Genomic DNA, 16,135 nt, shown 5'->3' on the forward strand with positions numbered 1-16,135 from the left:
GCTTTCTTCCGGTTTCATGTCGGCATTTAAGTTCTTCTGAACAGACGGCGATTCACTTTTTCCATCCAGTCAAAAGCTATTGACCAAACTTATAAAAAAATTGTAAAATATACAATCTCATTGTAAAGGTGTGGAAAATGGTTGTCAAGGATTATAGCATGATAGCCGCATCGCCGCCCTTCGCCGTTCCCGCCGCCGGACGGGATCTTCCCCGTTATGCAAAGCTTCTTTTATATATTCAATTCCAGCAAAACGGGACAGTGATCGCTGCCCATGACATGGGAATGGATTTCCGCTTTGACCAGCTCCCCCTTCAGCCGTTCCGACACGAGGAAATAATCGATGCGCCAGCCGATATTCCGTTCCCTGACTTTGTTCAGGTAGGACCACCAGGTGTAAGCGCCGGTTTTGTCCGGATAAAAATAGCGGAAACTGTCGATAAAACCGGCGTCGAGGAGTTCCGTCATCTTTTCCCGTTCCTCGTCGGTGAATCCCGAATTGCCGACGTTGGATTTGGCGTTTTTCAAATCGATCTCCCGGTGGGCGACGTTCAAATCCCCGCAATAGACGACCGGTTTCCGCCGGTCCAATTCCACCAGATATTCCCGGATCCGGTCTTCCCATTCGAGCCGGTAGGAAAGCCGCGACAGGTCCCTCCGGGAGTTGGGCGTATAGGCATTGACGAGATAAAATTTTTCAAATTCGAGGGTGATCAGCCGCCCTTCCCGGTCCGGCTCCTCCCGCGAAAACCCGAAACCGGCGGAAAGGGGCGCGAACTTCGTGAACACCGCCGTGCCGGAATAGCCCTTTCTTTCGGCATAATTCCAATATTGCCGGTATCCTTCCAGCTCGAGCTCCATTTGGCCTTCCTGCAGTTTCGTTTCCTGGACGCAAAAAATATCCGCATCGACTTGGCGGAAATACTCCAAAAACCCTTTTTTGACACATGCCCTTAGGCCGTTCACATTCCAACTGACCAGCTTCATTTCTTCGATCCCCTCTTTCTCTCTTTAACCGGGGCGCTCCCCTTCCCGTGGCGCAAAACGCCCGGACGGACACGCCCTTCTCCCTTCCGCACGGCCCCTGTATACGGACCGCCTGCCGGATCGCGGATCCGGCGGACATTAAAATTTCTTCCCTGCCCTTGGCAGACCCGCCGGCCCTGGCCGTACGAATACCGGCCACAGAATGGCGGCTGCCGGCATTCGTGATGGGTTTTTCCCCGGTCTTTTCTCGGAAAAGCGCCTGTTTGGATCGGCGCCCGCTTCCGTGTCCCCGCCGGGCGCACAAGAGAACCGGCCGGAGAGGTACCGGCCGGGCCCAAAGATTCCCGGCCGGGATTTCCGCCCGGCTCCCCTTTTGAATTTATAGCCGAAGCGGCCGGACGATGCAAGCCTGGGGCCGGGACGAAAAAAAGATCCCGTGGCCGAAAACCCTTTGAAAGCAAAAGCCGCCGGGTCGTTCAGCGCATGGAAGAGGCTGACCCGTTTCCGAAAACCTTTCGAAAGAAAAAGACCACCCGTAAAAAGTGGTCGAAAGGAAAGGACGTGCTCATTCCGGATTTTCCTGGCTTTCCTGGAGAGGCGCCTCGTTGGTGTCGAGGCCGTAATATTCGCGGATCTTCCCGATGATTTCCTTCTTGAGATCGGGGTTTTCCTTCAGGAACAGTTTCGCGTTTTCCCTTCCCTGGCCGAGCCTTTCGCCCTCATAGGAATACCAGGAACCGCTCTTTTGGATGATGTCGATCTCCGAACCGATGTCGATGATTTCGCCTTCCAGGGAAATTCCTTCCCCGTACATGATATCCACTTCCGCCGATTTGAAGGGGGGAGCCACCTTGTTTTTCACCACTTTGATTTTCGTCCGGTTCCCCACCATTTCATTTCCCTGTTTCAGCTGTTCAGCGCGGCGCACCTCCAGGCGGATCGTCGAATAAAACTTCAAGGCGCGGCCCCCCGGCGTCGTTTCCGGGTTTCCGAACATCACCCCGACCTTTTCCCGGATTTGGTTGATAAAGATGGCGATCGCTTTCGATTTGTTGATGGCGCCGGACAATTTCCGCAGCGCTTGGGACATGAGGCGGGCCTGCAATCCGACATGGGCATCGCCCATTTCCCCTTCGATTTCCGCCTTCGGCACGAGGGCGGCGACGGAGTCGATGACGATGATGTCTACGGCCCCGCTCCGGACGAGGGCTTCGGCAATCTCCAGCGCCTGTTCCCCGGTATCCGGCTGGGACAACAACAATTCATCAATATTTACCCCCAAGTTTTTCGCATATTGGGGATCCAGGGCGTGTTCGGCGTCAATGAACGCCGCGGTTCCGCCGGCGGCCTGCACCTCGGCGATGGCATGCAGGGCGACGGTCGTTTTCCCGGAACTTTCCGGTCCGTAGATTTCGATAATCCTTCCCCGCGGGTAGCCGCCGACGCCGAGGGCGATGTCCAAAGCCAAAGAACCGCTCGATACGGTGGAAATCTTCACATTCGCCTGCTCGCCCAGCTTCATGATGGAACCTTTTCCGAATTGCCTTTCAATCTGTTTTAACGCTTGTTCCAAAGCGGTTTGACGATCGCTCACAAAAGTACCTCCTTCTCTCAAAGAACCGATGGGAATCTCTCCTCATTCAACGGCCTTACCCTTACTATATCTTTTTTTGTCCTTTTTGCCAAGAATCAAACGAACATTCATTCGCTTTCTTTCCGCGGGCCTTTTGCGGAAATTTCACCTTTTCTTCCCGGCAAATCTATGATTTTACGGTCCCGTTTCCGGCAAAAAAAAATTTTTCATTTTACGAGATTTTCAGCGTTCCGGGTCCGGCGCCGCCGCGCGAAAAACCGCCCACGCCCCGTGCTTTGCGGAACGCAAACGGACCGTATCCCGATTTCCGATCAGATGGACGGCGAAGACCTCCGTTTCCCTACCCTTTACGGAAAGGCCGATGTATGCGAGGCCCGGATCCTTCCCTTCCAGCGGATCGGGACCGGCCACGCCGGTAAAGCTGATGCCGACGTCCGTCCGGAAAAGGCGGCGGACGTTTTCCGCCATTTCCTTGGCGCAAGGGCCGCTGACGACGCCGAACGTACTCACCGTTTCCCTTTTAACGTTCAAAACCTCCGTTTTTGTCTCCGTTTGGTAGGTGACGACGCCGCCCTTAAACCAGGCGCTGGCGCCGGGGACCGCCGAAACATGGGACTGAAACATGCCCCCCGTCAAGCTTTCCGCCGCCGCCAAGGTCCAGCCTTTCTTGCGGAGCCGTTCCCCCATTTCGCGGAAAATGGTCGTGCCGCCATACCCGTAAAAGAAGGGCCCGACCCGTTCCAATATCTTCTTTTCGGCCGAATCCAGCATTTTTTCCCGTTCCGCCTTCACCGCATGGCTGGCCGTCAGGCGGATGCTCACTTCCCCTTCGTCGGCGAGGGGGGCGATCGTCGGATTGGACTGCTTTTCGATGAGATCCTCCAATTTCTTTTCCAGTTCCGCTTCGCCGATGCCGAAAAAACGGAGAACCCGGGATTCGATCCTCCCGTTTCGGCCGGCCAGCAAAGGCTTCCCGTAGCGGAGGAACATCGTCTCCATTTCCGCCGGGGGACCGGGAAGCAGCAAATAAGATTTGCCGCTTGCGGAAAGAAACATGCCCGGCGCCATCCCGGCGTCGTTCGGCAAAATTTCGGCCCCGCGCAAAACGAGGGCCTGCTTCCGGTTATTTTCCGCAAAGGGGCGGCCGGATCTCCGAAAATAGTCTTCAATCGCCTTCAACGACGCCTCATCGATAACAAGCGGCACCCCCAGATGGGAGGAAAGCACCTCCTTCGTCACGTCATCCTTCGTCGGGCCCAATCCTCCCGTAAACACGATCAAATCGGACCTTTTTTCCGCGATCCCGATCGCCTGCAACAAACGTTCGGGATTGTCGCCGACGACCGTATGAAAAAAGACGGAAATCCCTAATTCGGCGAGCTGTTCGGAAAGAAACCGGGCGTTCGTATTCACGATTTGCCCGAGCAGCAGCTCGGAACCGACGGAGATAATCTCCCCTTTCACCGCAATCCCCGCTTTCCCCCGCCTTATCCTTGAAAGGCGTGCTTATTTTTAATGAAATAATCGAGACCGGACCATATCGTAAAGAAGGCGGCCACCCAGAGGGCGATATCCGCAAAGGGAATATGCCACAGGGCAAACGGCCAATTTTTCATCAGGAGGGCGGTCACGGCGATGATCTGGGTCCACGTTTTGATCTTGCCGAGCATATTGGCCGCCACCACTTCCCCTTCGTTCGCCAGGATGAGCCGGAGGCCGGTCACGGCAAATTCCCTGGACAGGATGATGATCACGATCCAGGAAGGCGCGGCCCCCAATCCGACGAGCACGACCAGGGCGGCGGTCACGAGCAGCTTATCGGCCAGGGGGTCGAGAAATTTCCCGAAATTGGTGACCAATTGATACTTCCGCGCATAATAGCCGTCGATCCAGTCGGTGGTGGATGCGACGACGAAAATGACGGCGGCGATCAGTTCCTCCACCGGGATGGAAATCCCGTTTAACGAAACTTCCCCCCACGGAAAATCGACCACCATCAGGATGACGAATATCGGGATTAAAAGGACCCTGGAAATCGTTATTTTGTTCGGGACGTTAAACATTCATTTTCCTCCCCGTTCCTTTGATCGTAAAAAACAGAATAGTCATCCGTGACGATGACTATTGTTCGTTTTTCACATAGCGGATCTCGATATTTTGCGTGATCGTTTCATCCGGGGCCAAAGCGAAATCCACCTTTTCCCCGTTCACATACATTTCCGTTTGGTAGGCGCGGCCGATGACGAGCTTCACCGCCGAATCATCGGTCAAATCGAATTCCTTGGCTGCGCCGTCTTTGAGCAGGCCTTCGAACAATACCGCTCCCGCTCCGTTTCTGACGCTGACCCAGGTTTCCCCGCCGGCGGACGCCTGGATTTTGAAAAGAAACCGGTCGGCGCCGGTCAGCTCATACACCGTCGAGTTTCCGGAAGTTTGCACCGCTTTGACCGATTGGGTTTCCGATTGTCCTTCTTCCCCTTCTTCCCCGCCGGTATTGCCGCCTTCTTCTTGGGTACTTCCGGATTTTTCCGTTCCGCCGGACCCGTTTTCGCTTTCTTTGGAGGATTGATCCTCAGGCAGGCTGCCGGATTCTTCCATATTGAAGTTTCCGGTGGTTTGTTTCCCGTTTCCCGGCGGATTGCCGGTCATATAATTTTGCCAGATGAACCAGATGAAAACGGCAAAGGCGACCACAAATACGGCCGCGAGGATTTTGGGAAGCATATCCATCCATTTCGAACCCCGGTCGTTCAGCACCCTTCTCGACCGGGTCCGGGAAAGCTGTTCCGGAAGCTGGTCTTCATGAACGGAAGGGATTTCGTTCCGGTATTGTTCGAAAATTTCCTCCGGGTTTAAGCCCACCGCTTCCGCATATTGTTTGATGAAGGCGCGGACATAAAATTTTCCGGGGATCATCCGGTAGTTACCCTGTTCAATCCCCGCCAGATAACGCTTCTGGATTTTTGTCCTTTCTTCCAGATCGTCCAAAGACAGCCCTTTCTCCTCGCGGGCTTCCTTCAAACGTTTCCCGAGTTCCGACACGTTCAACACCTGCCAATATCAAGTATCAAATCCGTAAAAATCCGATCCCAAAAGCAAATGATCCTCGAGCATCTGGTAGCTGATCTCCTCGTCCGGTTCATTTCGCAATTCGATAATATAGTCGAAGGAATCCAGGCTGTATTCCGTGTATTTAATAAAAATATCGGGATGCTCGATGACTTTGACGGCCTGATTGGCCATGATCTCGCGAATCAGCTGCCAATGCCGTTCATCGGCCCGCCTGGCGGAAACGATCCCGTCGATGACAAAAATATTGTTCTCGTTGTACTCATCGGCGATCAATTGATGGCGGACCGTCTGTTTCAACAGGGTCGAAGACACGAAAATCCAGCGCGTGTTCGCCGATACGCTGGCCGCCACAATCGACTCCGTTTTCCCGACGCGGGGCATGCCGCGGATCCCGATGAGTTTGTGGGTTTCCTCCTTGAACAGTTCGGTCAAAAAATCGACGAGCAGGCCGATTTCGCTTCGGACAAACTTAAAGATCTTCCGGTTGTTTTTGTCCCGTTCCAGATACCTTCCGTGCCGCAGCGCCAGCCGGTCGGTGACTTCCGGTTTCCGCAGTTTCAACACCCGGATCGTTTCCATTGTATGTAAAATGGGTTCCACCCTTTTGATCTGATAATCGTCCCTGACCAATAAAAGCAGTCCCCGGCGGTCTTTATCCACACCGTTGATTTTGTCGATTTTTATCCGGAGCATTCCCAAAAGGGAGGATATGTCCCCCAAAAGGCCGGGGCGGTTGATGAGAATTTGGTATTCCAAGTACCATTCCTTTACTTCGCTCATCCCAGCACCTGCCCGTTTCCGGCCGGCTCCGGGCCGAAAACATTTTTTCTTGATTCTATCATAAATGATTTTTTCCCTTTAGAAAAGGAAAAACACCAAATAATTTTCACGTTCCGGCGAACTTCCTCCCCTCGTTTTTTCCGCCGGGAGCACCGATGGATGCCGGAAGGACCGACTTTTTTTAAAATGGAAAGAAAAATTTTACAAAAAAGAGGGAATCTGTACGGCCTGGAGGCCGACCTCGCCGCCGGGGAAAATTTGACAAAAAAAGAGAGGAATCCTCCTCCCTATTTTTGGCTTTCTTCTTGGACCAGTTTGACCATCATATTGGCGATCGCCCGTTGCTCTTCCTCGTCGGCCACGGACCATAAATCGGAAAGCACCCGCTCCTGTTCGTTTTTCGGATCGACATGGTTCGCCAAATAGTCGCCGATCTGATAGGCCAAATTGGAAATCGTTTCTTGGCTCAACCCGTGTTCCCTCGCCTGGCTGAGCTTATCTCCCAAAAAGTCTTTCCATTGCTGCCAATTGTCCAATACACCCATCATTGAACCTCCTTCCGAAATGTTCAATGATAGTTTGGGTTACTCGGGAAAAAATATGCGCGTTTCAAAAAATCCCAGATCATGTATACCATCCCCCGTTGACGCTCAACACCTGCCCGGTGATATAGGAAGCTTCGTCGGACAATAAAAATTTGACGGCGCCGGCCACATCTTCGGGCCTTCCCGCCCGTCCCGCGGGGATCTCGGCCAAGATCCGCTCCCTGTCTTCCCCATTTATGGATCCGTTCATTTCCGTGTCGATAAAACCCGGGGCGATGGCGTTCACGCGGATGCCGCTCGGGGCGAGCTCCTTGGCGAGCGCCTTGGCGAAGGCGATCTGGGCGCCCTTGGCGGCGGAGTACACCGTCTCGCAGGCTGCGCCCGTCTGCCCCCAAATGGAGGAAATGAAGAGGATGCTCCCCCTTTTTTTGGCGATCAGTTTCGGCAGCAAGGATTTCGTGATCAAAATGGGGGCGGTCACGTGCAAAGCGATCGTTTTTTCCAGATCGGCGTCAGAAGTTTCCTGCAGCAAACGCACCAAATTCGTGCCGCTGTTATGGACGATGCCGTCCAATTGGAAAATGGAGCGGCACAGTTTCCGGCAGCCGTCCCTTTCGGTCAAGTCCGCCTGGATCGGGATATGCTCCAGGGAACCGTCGATTTCCTTCAATTGCTCCAGCAAGTTGCGAACGGCCGCATGCCCGCGGTTATAATGCAAATAGAGGGAATATCCGGCGCCCGCCAGCGCTTCGGCGACCGCCCGCCCGATGCCGCCGCTCGATCCGGTGATCAAAATGTAGCCTTTCAACTGCCAATCCTCCTCTCCCCAGCACCGTATTACGGGCAAGCCCCGGGGCCTCTGCCGCTGATTTCCGCCCCGGGGCCGCAAGCGCAAGACTCCCAAATGACATGACCTTTTTTTGCCCTGCATCAGCCGCCCCGTGAAAAGAGCCGGTTTTCTCCCGGAGCCGTTTCCTACCCTTTCGGGACGATTTGGAAGCAGGTGATGCGGTCCTCGCTGATCAAACGTTCCGCCGCGCGTATTACGTCTTGGTATCCGATCGTTTCCAAAACGGGCAGCACGCGGAACAAATCGATGCCGTTGAAACGGTATTTGATGAACTGGTTGGCGATAAACTCCGGAGAATTGAAGGCGCGCAAGAATTCCCCGATCTTCTTTTTCTTGATCCGGACAAGCCCCGCTTCCTCCAGCCCGGTCCCCGCTTTCGCCCCGAACAAGATTTCCCGGATCCTTTCGTTGAGCCGGTCGGGATGTTTCGTGTCGCCCCCGATAACGGCGAAGGCAAACCCGGACTCCCGGGAATAATCGAAATAAAACCGGTCGGTGATCAAGTCTTCGTTATACAGGCCCTCGCGATGGGGGGAGCTTTTGCCGAAAAGCATTTCCAAAAGGAGCTCCACGGCCAACTCCTCCCGCAAAGCCTCATCCCCCGTTTTTCCTTCGTCCCGACCCTTGATGCCGACCATGCACTTCGGGGTCTGCACGTTCATTTCCATCTTCCGGAATTTTGTCGCGACCCCTTCCGGTTCATCGGGATCGATTCGCCGGATTTCCTCCGGCCGGGCAAAGGATTTCTTCCCCTGATTCTCCCGGATGAGCGCCAGGGTTTCCCCGGGATCGACCGGCCCATCGACAAAGACCGCCATGTTGGCCGGATGATAGAAGGTGCGGTAGCATTCATAAAGAAGTTCTTTCGTGATCCTGGTGATGGATTCTAAAGTCCCGGCGATGTCGATTTTCACCGGATGATGATGGTACATGTTTTCGATCGTTCCGAAATAGGCCCGCCAATCCGGCTGGTCGTTGTACATTTGGATTTCCTGGCCGATGATCCCCTTTTCCTTCTCCACCGATTGGTCGGTGAAATAGGGTTCCTGGACGAAATCCAGCAGCGTCCTCAAATTTTCTTTGACACGGTCGGCCGAGGAGAAAAGATAAGCCGTCCTCGTAAAGGTGGTGTAGGCGTTCGCCGAAGCTCCCCGACGGGTGAAGGCTTGCAGGACGTCTCCCGTCTTCTTTTCGAACATCTTATGTTCCAAAAAGTGGGCGATGCCGTCCGGGACCCGGACCGGTTCCTCTTTCCCCAACGGGACGAAGTGATTGTCCACGGAACCGTACTTGGTGGCAAAAACGGCAAAGGTTTGGAAAAATTCCTTTTTCGGAAGGATATAGACGTCCAGTCCGTTATCCATTTTTTCAAAAAACAGGCGCTCGTTGAGCTGCTCAATTAAGACTTCCTTCATCCTGACCCTCCATTCCGGTTAAAAAATAGACGGTATCCGGCGCGATTTTCCCGGCGGCCCGCATGACGTCTTCCTTCGTCACCCCGTTGATCCGGTCCTGCCATTGTTCTTGGGTGATGCTTTTGCCGCTGATGACGTTATGGTAGAGCACTTCGATCAATCCCCTGGACGTGTCCAGCGTTTCCGACATTTGGTTTCGGATGGCCGCTTTTGTCTGCTCCAGCTCCTCTTCGGTGAAATCTCCCTTTTTTACCGCCTCCCACTGATCGACGATGATGTCGACGGTCTTCCGGTAATTTTTCGGATCGATCCCCGTCAAAACCATCAGCAAACCTTTGTGGCTTTCGAGCCGGCTGAAGGCGTAATAGGCGAGGCTTTCCTTTTCCCGGACGTTGCGGAACAATTTGGAATGGGGAAAGCCGCCGAAGAGGCCGTTAAAGACCTGCAGGGGGAAATATTCCCCGTCGCCGTAAAAAATGTTCGTCCGAAAACCGATGTTTAATTTTCCCTGGTTGACCGGCTGCCGTTCGGAAACTTCCCGGAAATTCCCTTTCACCGGCGCAGGCCGCGGCGCGAAATCGTTCCTTCGTCGTTCCGGGAAGGAAAACAGCCGGGAACAAAGATTTTCAACGGCCTGGACGTCGAAGTCGCCGACGCAGTAAAGATCCAGATCGTCTTCTTCCAGGCTTCGCTGAAAATACCGGTAGAGGCTTTCCCCGTCGATCCCGTCCACCGCATCCATATAACCGTTGACGGGAACGGCGTAGGGCTCCTCTTTGCACATCTCTTCGACCAGCCGCAGGCTGGCGTAGCTCATCTTGTCGTCGTATACCGCCTGGATCCTTTGTTTCAGCGCCCGTTTCTCCCGTTCGACGATCTCCCGGTCGAAGCTTCCGTTTTCCGCCTTCGGCTCAAAAAGGACTTCGTGAAGGAAGCGGAGCCCTTTTTCCATTAACGGTTCCGAGCCTCTGAGAAATTTTTCGTTCGCCACTTCCAAGTGGAGGGAAATGATGTGATTTTCCCCCTTTTTTTGCAGCTCGGCGAAAAAATCCGCCCCGTAGAGTTCTTCCAGATAGGAACGGAGTTCCGGCTGGCTCGGGCGGCGCTTCGTCCCGCTCTGCAAAACGTAGGGCAAAAGCGCCCGGATGGTGGCGCTTTCCTTGGCAAGCGGCGCCTTCATTTTCAGGACGATCGTGTTTGTTTTAAATTTTTCCGTTCTTATAAAATGGAAAGTCACTCCCTGGCGGTGAACGATGGTCTCCATTTCCTTTCCTCCTGGTCTTCGTAATGGATTTCCGGGGCGGTCGTCCACACCTGCAACGCCCGCAGGAAAGGCTGACCGTCTTCGCCCCGGATGGCGCAGGCCTCAGCCGTCCCCGGATGAAGGGGCCCCTTCCGTTTTCCCGAAAGCGGCCTCCCTCAGCCATATTACCTATTATATGACGGGCGGCGCCTTTTATATGGCCGCAATCGTTCCGCTCAGCCTTATTATCCCCAATAATTCCTTTATATGTAACCCGCCTTCCCATTTCGGCGCCGAAAGAAAAAGGGCGCGGACAGGGCCATCCCGCGCCTTTCCCGTGAATGATGGCCGGATGTAAGAAAGACTCTCATGTTCCGATGAGAGTCTTGAAAATTTTCCCTTTGTCCGATGAAAGGGCTTTATCGGTTTTCTTTTACGTAAGGGATGTTCAAAGCTTTCGGGGCCACCGACTTGCCGATGAAGCCGGCGATGGCCAGGATCGTCAGGACATAGGGCAAGATGAACAGATAAACCTGCGGGATTTCCCTGATGACGGGGATATTGGAACCGATCGTGCTCAAGCTTTGGGCGAAACCGAAGAAAATGGCGGCGCCCATCATCCCGAGCGGGTTCCATTTCCCGAAGATCATCGCCGCAATGGCCATGAAGCCTTGCCCGCTGATGGTCGCATGGCTGTAGTCCAACGTGATCGACTGGGAGAAAATCGCCCCGCCGATGCCGCCCAGCGCCCCGCTGATCATCACCCCGATGTAGCGCATCCGGTTGACCTTGATCCCCATCGTATCAGCGGCCGTCGGATGCTCCCCGACCGAGCGGAGGCGCAAACCGAAGGGGGTTTTGAAAAGGATGACCCATCCGATCACCGCGGCCAAAATCGCCAAATAGGAAGTCAGATAAACGTTTTGGAAAAAGATCGGTCCGATGACCGGAATATCCTTCAGGACCGGAATGTTAAAGCGGGTGATCGCCTCCTGCACCATCGGGGTTTGGCCCTTGCCGTCGAAAATCTTCTTCACGAGAAACAGCGTGGCGCCCGACGCCAGCATGTTCAGGGCGGTACCGGCGATGATTTGGTCGGCGCGGAAGGTGATCGACGCGACGGCGAGCAGCAGGGAAAAGGCGCAGCCGGCAGCCATCGCCACCAGAATGGAAACCCAAACGGTCATGGAGCCGAAGATATGGGCCGTAAACAGATTAAAAATGATCCCGGTGAAGGCGCCGACTTGCATAACACCTTCCAAACCGATGTTGGTGACGCCCGAACGTTCCGTAAATACTGCGCCCAAACCGGTGAAGATGAGGGGAGCCGCGAAAAACAGGGCGTTGTAAAAGATAAAGGCGACGATGTCCAAAAAGTCCACCCTACTTCACCCCTTTCTTTTTCAGGAACTTTTCATACAGCCAAAGGAACAAATATCCGCTGGCGACGAAGAAAATGATGATCGCGATAATGATCGAGATCATTTCTTCCGGGATTTCGGCAGGGGGATTCGGCATGTTCAGGGAACCGTATTTCAACGCCCCGAACAAGGTTGCCCCGAAAATCACGCCGATCGGATGGTTCGCCCCGAGAATCGAAACCGCGATCCCGTCAAAACCGATGCCGGTCATGGCGCTTTTCGTCCCGACATATTCAAAGGTGCCGAGCCCTTCCATCGCTCCGGCCAGCCCGGCGAGAAATCCGGAGATGACCATGGCCGTCACGATATTTTTGGGGACGTTCATCCCCGCATATTGGGAAGCGTCCCGGTTAAAACCGACGGACTTCAATTCGAAACCCAACGTGGTCCTTTCCAAAATGAACCAGACGATAAAGACGGCCAGAAGGGCGATAAAAATCCCGCCGTGCAGCCGGGAATAATCGGTGATCTGCTCGAAATAGGGGACCCGGAGAGAAGCGGTTTCGTGAATCCGTTCCGTCATATCCTTTCCGGCCACCTGACGGATCAGCGCATTGGTCACATGGAGGGCCACATAGTTCATCATGATCGTGACCACCACTTCGTTGACCCCCAATTTTGCCTTTAATATCCCGGGGACGAAGGCCCAAAGGGCGCCGGCCAAACCGGCGGCCAAGAGGGCGAGCGGCAGATGGATGTAGGCGGGCAATTGGAAAGCGATCCCCACATACACGGCGGCAAACCAGCCGACGATCAGCTGCCCTTCCACCCCGATGTTGAAGAGGCCGGTGCGGAACGCGAAGGCGACGGCAAGACCCGCCAACAGATAGGGGGTGATTTGCCGGATCGATTCCCCGATCACATACGGATCGCCGAAAATCCCTTGCCACAAGGCCTGATAGCCCATAACGGGGTCATAGCCGCTGACCAGCATGATCAATGCGCCCACGAGCAGTCCCAAAATGACGGCAAGAACCGGAATGACGACCTTTGTCACACGTTTTGCCACGTTATTCACCTACTTTCCCCGTCGTCCTGTCTTTTTCCCCGTCGCTTCCATCGGGTTTATGGCCGGCCATAAGCAAGCCGAGTTCTTCCTCGTTCGTTTCTTTCGGGTCGACGATATCCAGGATCCTTCCGTCAAAAATCACGGCGATCCGGTCGCTGACATTCATGACTTCATCCAATTCAAAAGAAACTAAAAGAACCGCTTTTCCGCTGTCCCTCATTTCGATCAGCCGTCTGTGGATGTACTCGATGGCGCCGACATCCAGCCCCCGCGTCGGCTGGGAGGCGATGAGCAAATCGGGGTCCCGTTCCATCTCCCTGCCGATGATCACCTTTTGCTGGTTTCCGCCTGACAGGGAACGGGCGGGCTCGTATTCGCTCTGGGTCCGGACATCATATTTTTCGATGATTTCCCGCGCCTTCCGGTAAATTTCCTTATGCTTCAAAAAACCGCGGCGGGAAAAAGGCGGTTTATAATAAGTTTGCAGGGCGATGTTCTCGCCGACCGAAAAGCTCAGGACAAGCCCGTGTTTTTGCCGGTCCTGCGGAATATGGCCCAAACCGGTTTCGGTAATTTTCCGCGGCGGCAAATTCGTAATGTCCTTTCCGTTGAGATAGATTTTCCCCGACTCGACAGGCCGGAGGCCGGTGATCGCTTCGATCAGCTCCGTCTGCCCGTTTCCGTCGACGCCGGCGATTCCGAGGATTTCTCCCCGGCGGACGGCCAAATCGAGCCCCTTAACCTTTTCGACCCCGCGATAATCTTTCACGACGAGGTTTTCGATCTTCAACACTTCTTCCTTCGGTTCCGCCGGCTTCTTTTCCGTCGTGAAAATCACGTCCCGGCCGACCATCAGACTGGCCAGCTCCGACGGGTTCGTTTCCGAAACGTTCAAGGTTTTCAGCGCTTTCCCCCGGCGGATGACGGTAACCCGGTCGGCCACTTCCATAATCTCTTTCAGCTTATGGGTGATGAGGATAATCGATTTTCCTTCGCCGATCAATTTTTTCATGATTTCCATCAGTTCGGCGATTTCCTGGGGCGTCAAAACCGCCGTCGGTTCGTCGAAAATCAAAATATCGGCACCCCGGTACAGGGTTTTCAAAATCTCGACCCGCTGCTGCATGCCGACGGAAATGTCCGCGATCTTGGCATCGGGATCGACTTCCAGCCCGTACAGTTTGGAAAGGCGCAAAATCTCCTCCCTGGCGGATTTGATGTCGATCGTTCCGCTATGCACCGGCTCTTTTCCCAGGACGATATTTTCCGTCACCGTAAAGGTGTCGACAAGCATGAAGTGCTGATGGACCATCCCGATCCCCAAATCGTTGGCCACGTTCGGATCGGTGATTTTGACCGGCTTTCCGTGAACCCGTATCTCGCCCCCGTCCGGCTGGTATAAACCGAACAAAACGTTCATCAGGGTGGATTTCCCCGCGCCGTTTTCGCCCAGCAGGGCGTGGATTTCCCCCTTTTTCAGCTGGAAGGTGATATCATCATTGGCGACCAAATTCCCGAAAACTTTCCGGATATTCAACATTTCAATCGCATATTCCACAAAGAGTCCCCCTAGCGCTTCTGCTAATTTGAATGAAAGATGAACGATTCCATTTAAAAAAAAGCAATTGGTTTTCGCCAATTGCTTAACTCCCGCTGCCGCACCCTTGCGTCCGCTTCGGGCGGAGAAAGGGGGTCAGGGGATCGGCAAAACTCGTTAGCGCATTGCAAAGATGGCACAAAAGGCATACATAAAAAGTTTTAATCGGACGATCGCCAATTAAAGCCTTTTATGTATCGCTTTTGGCGGACCCTTTTTATGGGAGGGAATGCGGCGGCCCGTACCGCCGCATTCCCGGTTTGTCCATTAAGGTTTTACCCCGAGATCGCTCAGGAATTTTTCCATTTCCTCTTGGGTGCCGGGAGGCGTGATTTCCCCGTTGATGATCTTGTTTTTGTAATCTTCCACGGCCTTCAGCGTTTCAGCGGAGAGATGGTTTCCGGTTTTCGCCAATTCCACGCCGTTGTCCTTCAGCCCGTAGGTGATGGTCTGCCCTCCCGGGAATTGCCCGTTTTTCGCCTTTTCGGCCACGTCATAGACGCCCACGTCGACCCGTTTCATGGCGGACGTCAGGGTCACGTTATATTCCTTGCCGTCCACTTTTACCGTACCTTCGTCATATTGGTCGCTGTCGACGCCGATCACCCAGATATTGGCATTCGGATCCTGTTGTTTTCTCTCTTTCGCTTCGGAAAACACCCCGTTGCCCGTGGCGCCGGCCGCATGGAAGACGATGTCCGCGCCGTTGGAGTACATTTGGTTGGCGGCGGATTTGCCGAGATCGGGTTTGTCGAAAGCGCCGGTGTAATTGATCAAGACCTTGATCTTCGGATCGACGGAAGCGACGCCTGCCCGGAATCCGGCTTCGAAACGTTTGATGACGTCACTTTCCATTCCGCCGACAAAACCGACAACCTTCGTCTTCGTTTCCATCGCCGCGGCCACGCCGGCCAAGAAAGACACTTCCTGTTCCTTGAACATAATGCTCGCCACATTCGGCTGATCAACGACCATGTCAACAATGGCAAAATGGTTGTCCGGCCGTTGCTTCGCGATCTCTTCGATCGGCTTCGCCAACATGAACCCGATTCCGAAGATCAGATCAAAATTGCGGCGGGCGAGGGTGTTCAAGTTCGGGACATAGTCGGCATCGGATTTGGACTGCAGATAATCATAGCCCCCGTTGCCCTTTTTCAGCCCGTTGTCCTTCCCGAACTTTTGCAGGCCTTCCCAGGCCGATTGGTTGAAGGACTTGTCGTCTACGCCGCCGACGTCGGTGACCATCGCCACCGAAAATTTGTCTTCGGAACCGCTTTCACCGCTATCCTTGCCCCCTTCCTCCTTCGAGCTTCCGCAGGCGCTTAACGTCATGGAAAGGACGAGAAGCGCGGCCAAAAGCATACTGAATTTTTTCAGTTTCAAGAGAGAAACCCCCTTCAAATTTTTTAGCAGAACCCCCGGCAGCCCGAACTGTGGCGGCCAAAGTGAATTCTACTTTAACTAAAGTAAATATATCATGTCTTACTGAAGAAAGGAACATTCTGATTGAAATTTCCTGCAAAAAATTCGGGATAACATGAATTTTATTTTACAAAATATTTACAATATACGTATTAAGATTCGAAACACGAACAAATTCATCGGCTTGGGTTGCTAACTAGG

General features: G+C 53.9%; 14 protein-coding genes. All 14 read right to left on the reverse strand.

What is annotated here, in order from left to right:
* Positions 1-230: 230 nt before the first annotated feature.
* Positions 231-986 (reverse strand): exodeoxyribonuclease III, encoded by a 756-nt coding sequence (locus A3EQ_RS0116040; protein WP_020156167.1) that lies wholly within the window; start codon positions 984-986, stop codon positions 231-233.
* Between the two features lie 565 nt (positions 987-1,551).
* Complete coding sequence (gene recA, locus A3EQ_RS0116050; RefSeq protein WP_020156169.1) at positions 1,552-2,580, reverse strand: recombinase RecA; 1,029 nt, start codon at positions 2,578-2,580, stop codon at positions 1,552-1,554.
* A gap of 222 nt (positions 2,581-2,802) precedes the next feature.
* A complete protein-coding gene (locus A3EQ_RS0116060) occupies positions 2,803-4,044 on the reverse strand; it encodes a competence/damage-inducible protein A (protein WP_020156170.1) in 1,242 nt (413 codons plus the stop codon).
* A 23-nt stretch (positions 4,045-4,067) separates the two neighbouring features.
* Positions 4,068-4,643, reverse strand: a complete 576-nt coding sequence (pgsA, locus tag A3EQ_RS0116065; protein ID WP_020156171.1) for a CDP-diacylglycerol--glycerol-3-phosphate 3-phosphatidyltransferase — start codon at positions 4,641-4,643, stop codon at positions 4,068-4,070.
* Positions 4,644-4,701: 58 nt separating this feature from the next.
* A complete protein-coding gene (locus A3EQ_RS0116070) occupies positions 4,702-5,622 on the reverse strand; it encodes a helix-turn-helix domain-containing protein (protein ID WP_020156172.1) in 921 nt (306 codons plus the stop codon).
* A gap of 18 nt (positions 5,623-5,640) precedes the next feature.
* Positions 5,641-6,432: a DUF3388 domain-containing protein gene (locus tag A3EQ_RS0116075; protein ID WP_020156173.1), complete on the reverse strand. Its 792-nt coding sequence runs from the start codon at positions 6,430-6,432 to the stop codon at positions 5,641-5,643.
* 287 nt (positions 6,433-6,719) lie between these two features.
* A complete protein-coding gene (locus A3EQ_RS0116085) occupies positions 6,720-6,977 on the reverse strand; it encodes a DUF3243 domain-containing protein (protein ID WP_020156175.1) in 258 nt (85 codons plus the stop codon).
* Between the two features lie 79 nt (positions 6,978-7,056).
* Positions 7,057-7,785: an elongation factor P 5-aminopentanone reductase gene (gene ymfI, locus A3EQ_RS0116090; protein WP_020156176.1), complete on the reverse strand. Its 729-nt coding sequence runs from the start codon at positions 7,783-7,785 to the stop codon at positions 7,057-7,059.
* A 167-nt stretch (positions 7,786-7,952) separates the two neighbouring features.
* Positions 7,953-9,242 (reverse strand): EF-P 5-aminopentanol modification-associated protein YfmH, encoded by a 1,290-nt coding sequence (gene yfmH, locus A3EQ_RS0116095; protein WP_020156177.1) that lies wholly within the window; start codon positions 9,240-9,242, stop codon positions 7,953-7,955.
* Positions 9,223-10,506 (reverse strand): EF-P 5-aminopentanol modification-associated protein YfmF, encoded by a 1,284-nt coding sequence (gene yfmF / locus A3EQ_RS0116100; RefSeq protein ID WP_020156178.1) that lies wholly within the window; start codon positions 10,504-10,506, stop codon positions 9,223-9,225. Before yfmF ends, yfmH begins: the two co-directional genes overlap by 20 nt.
* A gap of 398 nt (positions 10,507-10,904) precedes the next feature.
* Positions 10,905-11,867 carry an ABC transporter permease gene (locus A3EQ_RS0116110; RefSeq protein ID WP_020156180.1) on the reverse strand — a complete coding sequence of 321 codons (963 nt, stop codon included), beginning with the start codon at positions 11,865-11,867 and terminating at the stop codon, positions 10,905-10,907.
* Position 11,868: 1 nt separating this feature from the next.
* Positions 11,869-12,915, reverse strand: coding sequence for an ABC transporter permease (locus tag A3EQ_RS0116115; protein ID WP_026500023.1), 1,047 nt, complete (start codon positions 12,913-12,915; stop codon positions 11,869-11,871).
* 1 nt (position 12,916) lies between these two features.
* Entirely contained in the window at positions 12,917-14,473 is a 1,557-nt protein-coding gene (locus A3EQ_RS0116120; protein ID WP_020156182.1) for an ABC transporter ATP-binding protein, read from the reverse strand.
* A 306-nt stretch (positions 14,474-14,779) separates the two neighbouring features.
* Positions 14,780-15,895 carry a BMP family lipoprotein gene (locus tag A3EQ_RS0116125; protein WP_020156183.1) on the reverse strand — a complete coding sequence of 372 codons (1,116 nt, stop codon included), beginning with the start codon at positions 15,893-15,895 and terminating at the stop codon, positions 14,780-14,782.
* Between the last annotated feature and the right edge of the window lie 240 nt (positions 15,896-16,135).

Origin of the sequence: Caldibacillus debilis DSM 16016 (assembly GCF_000383875.1) — a bacterium.
Taxonomy (GTDB): domain Bacteria; phylum Bacillota; class Bacilli; order Bacillales; family Caldibacillaceae; genus Caldibacillus; species Caldibacillus debilis.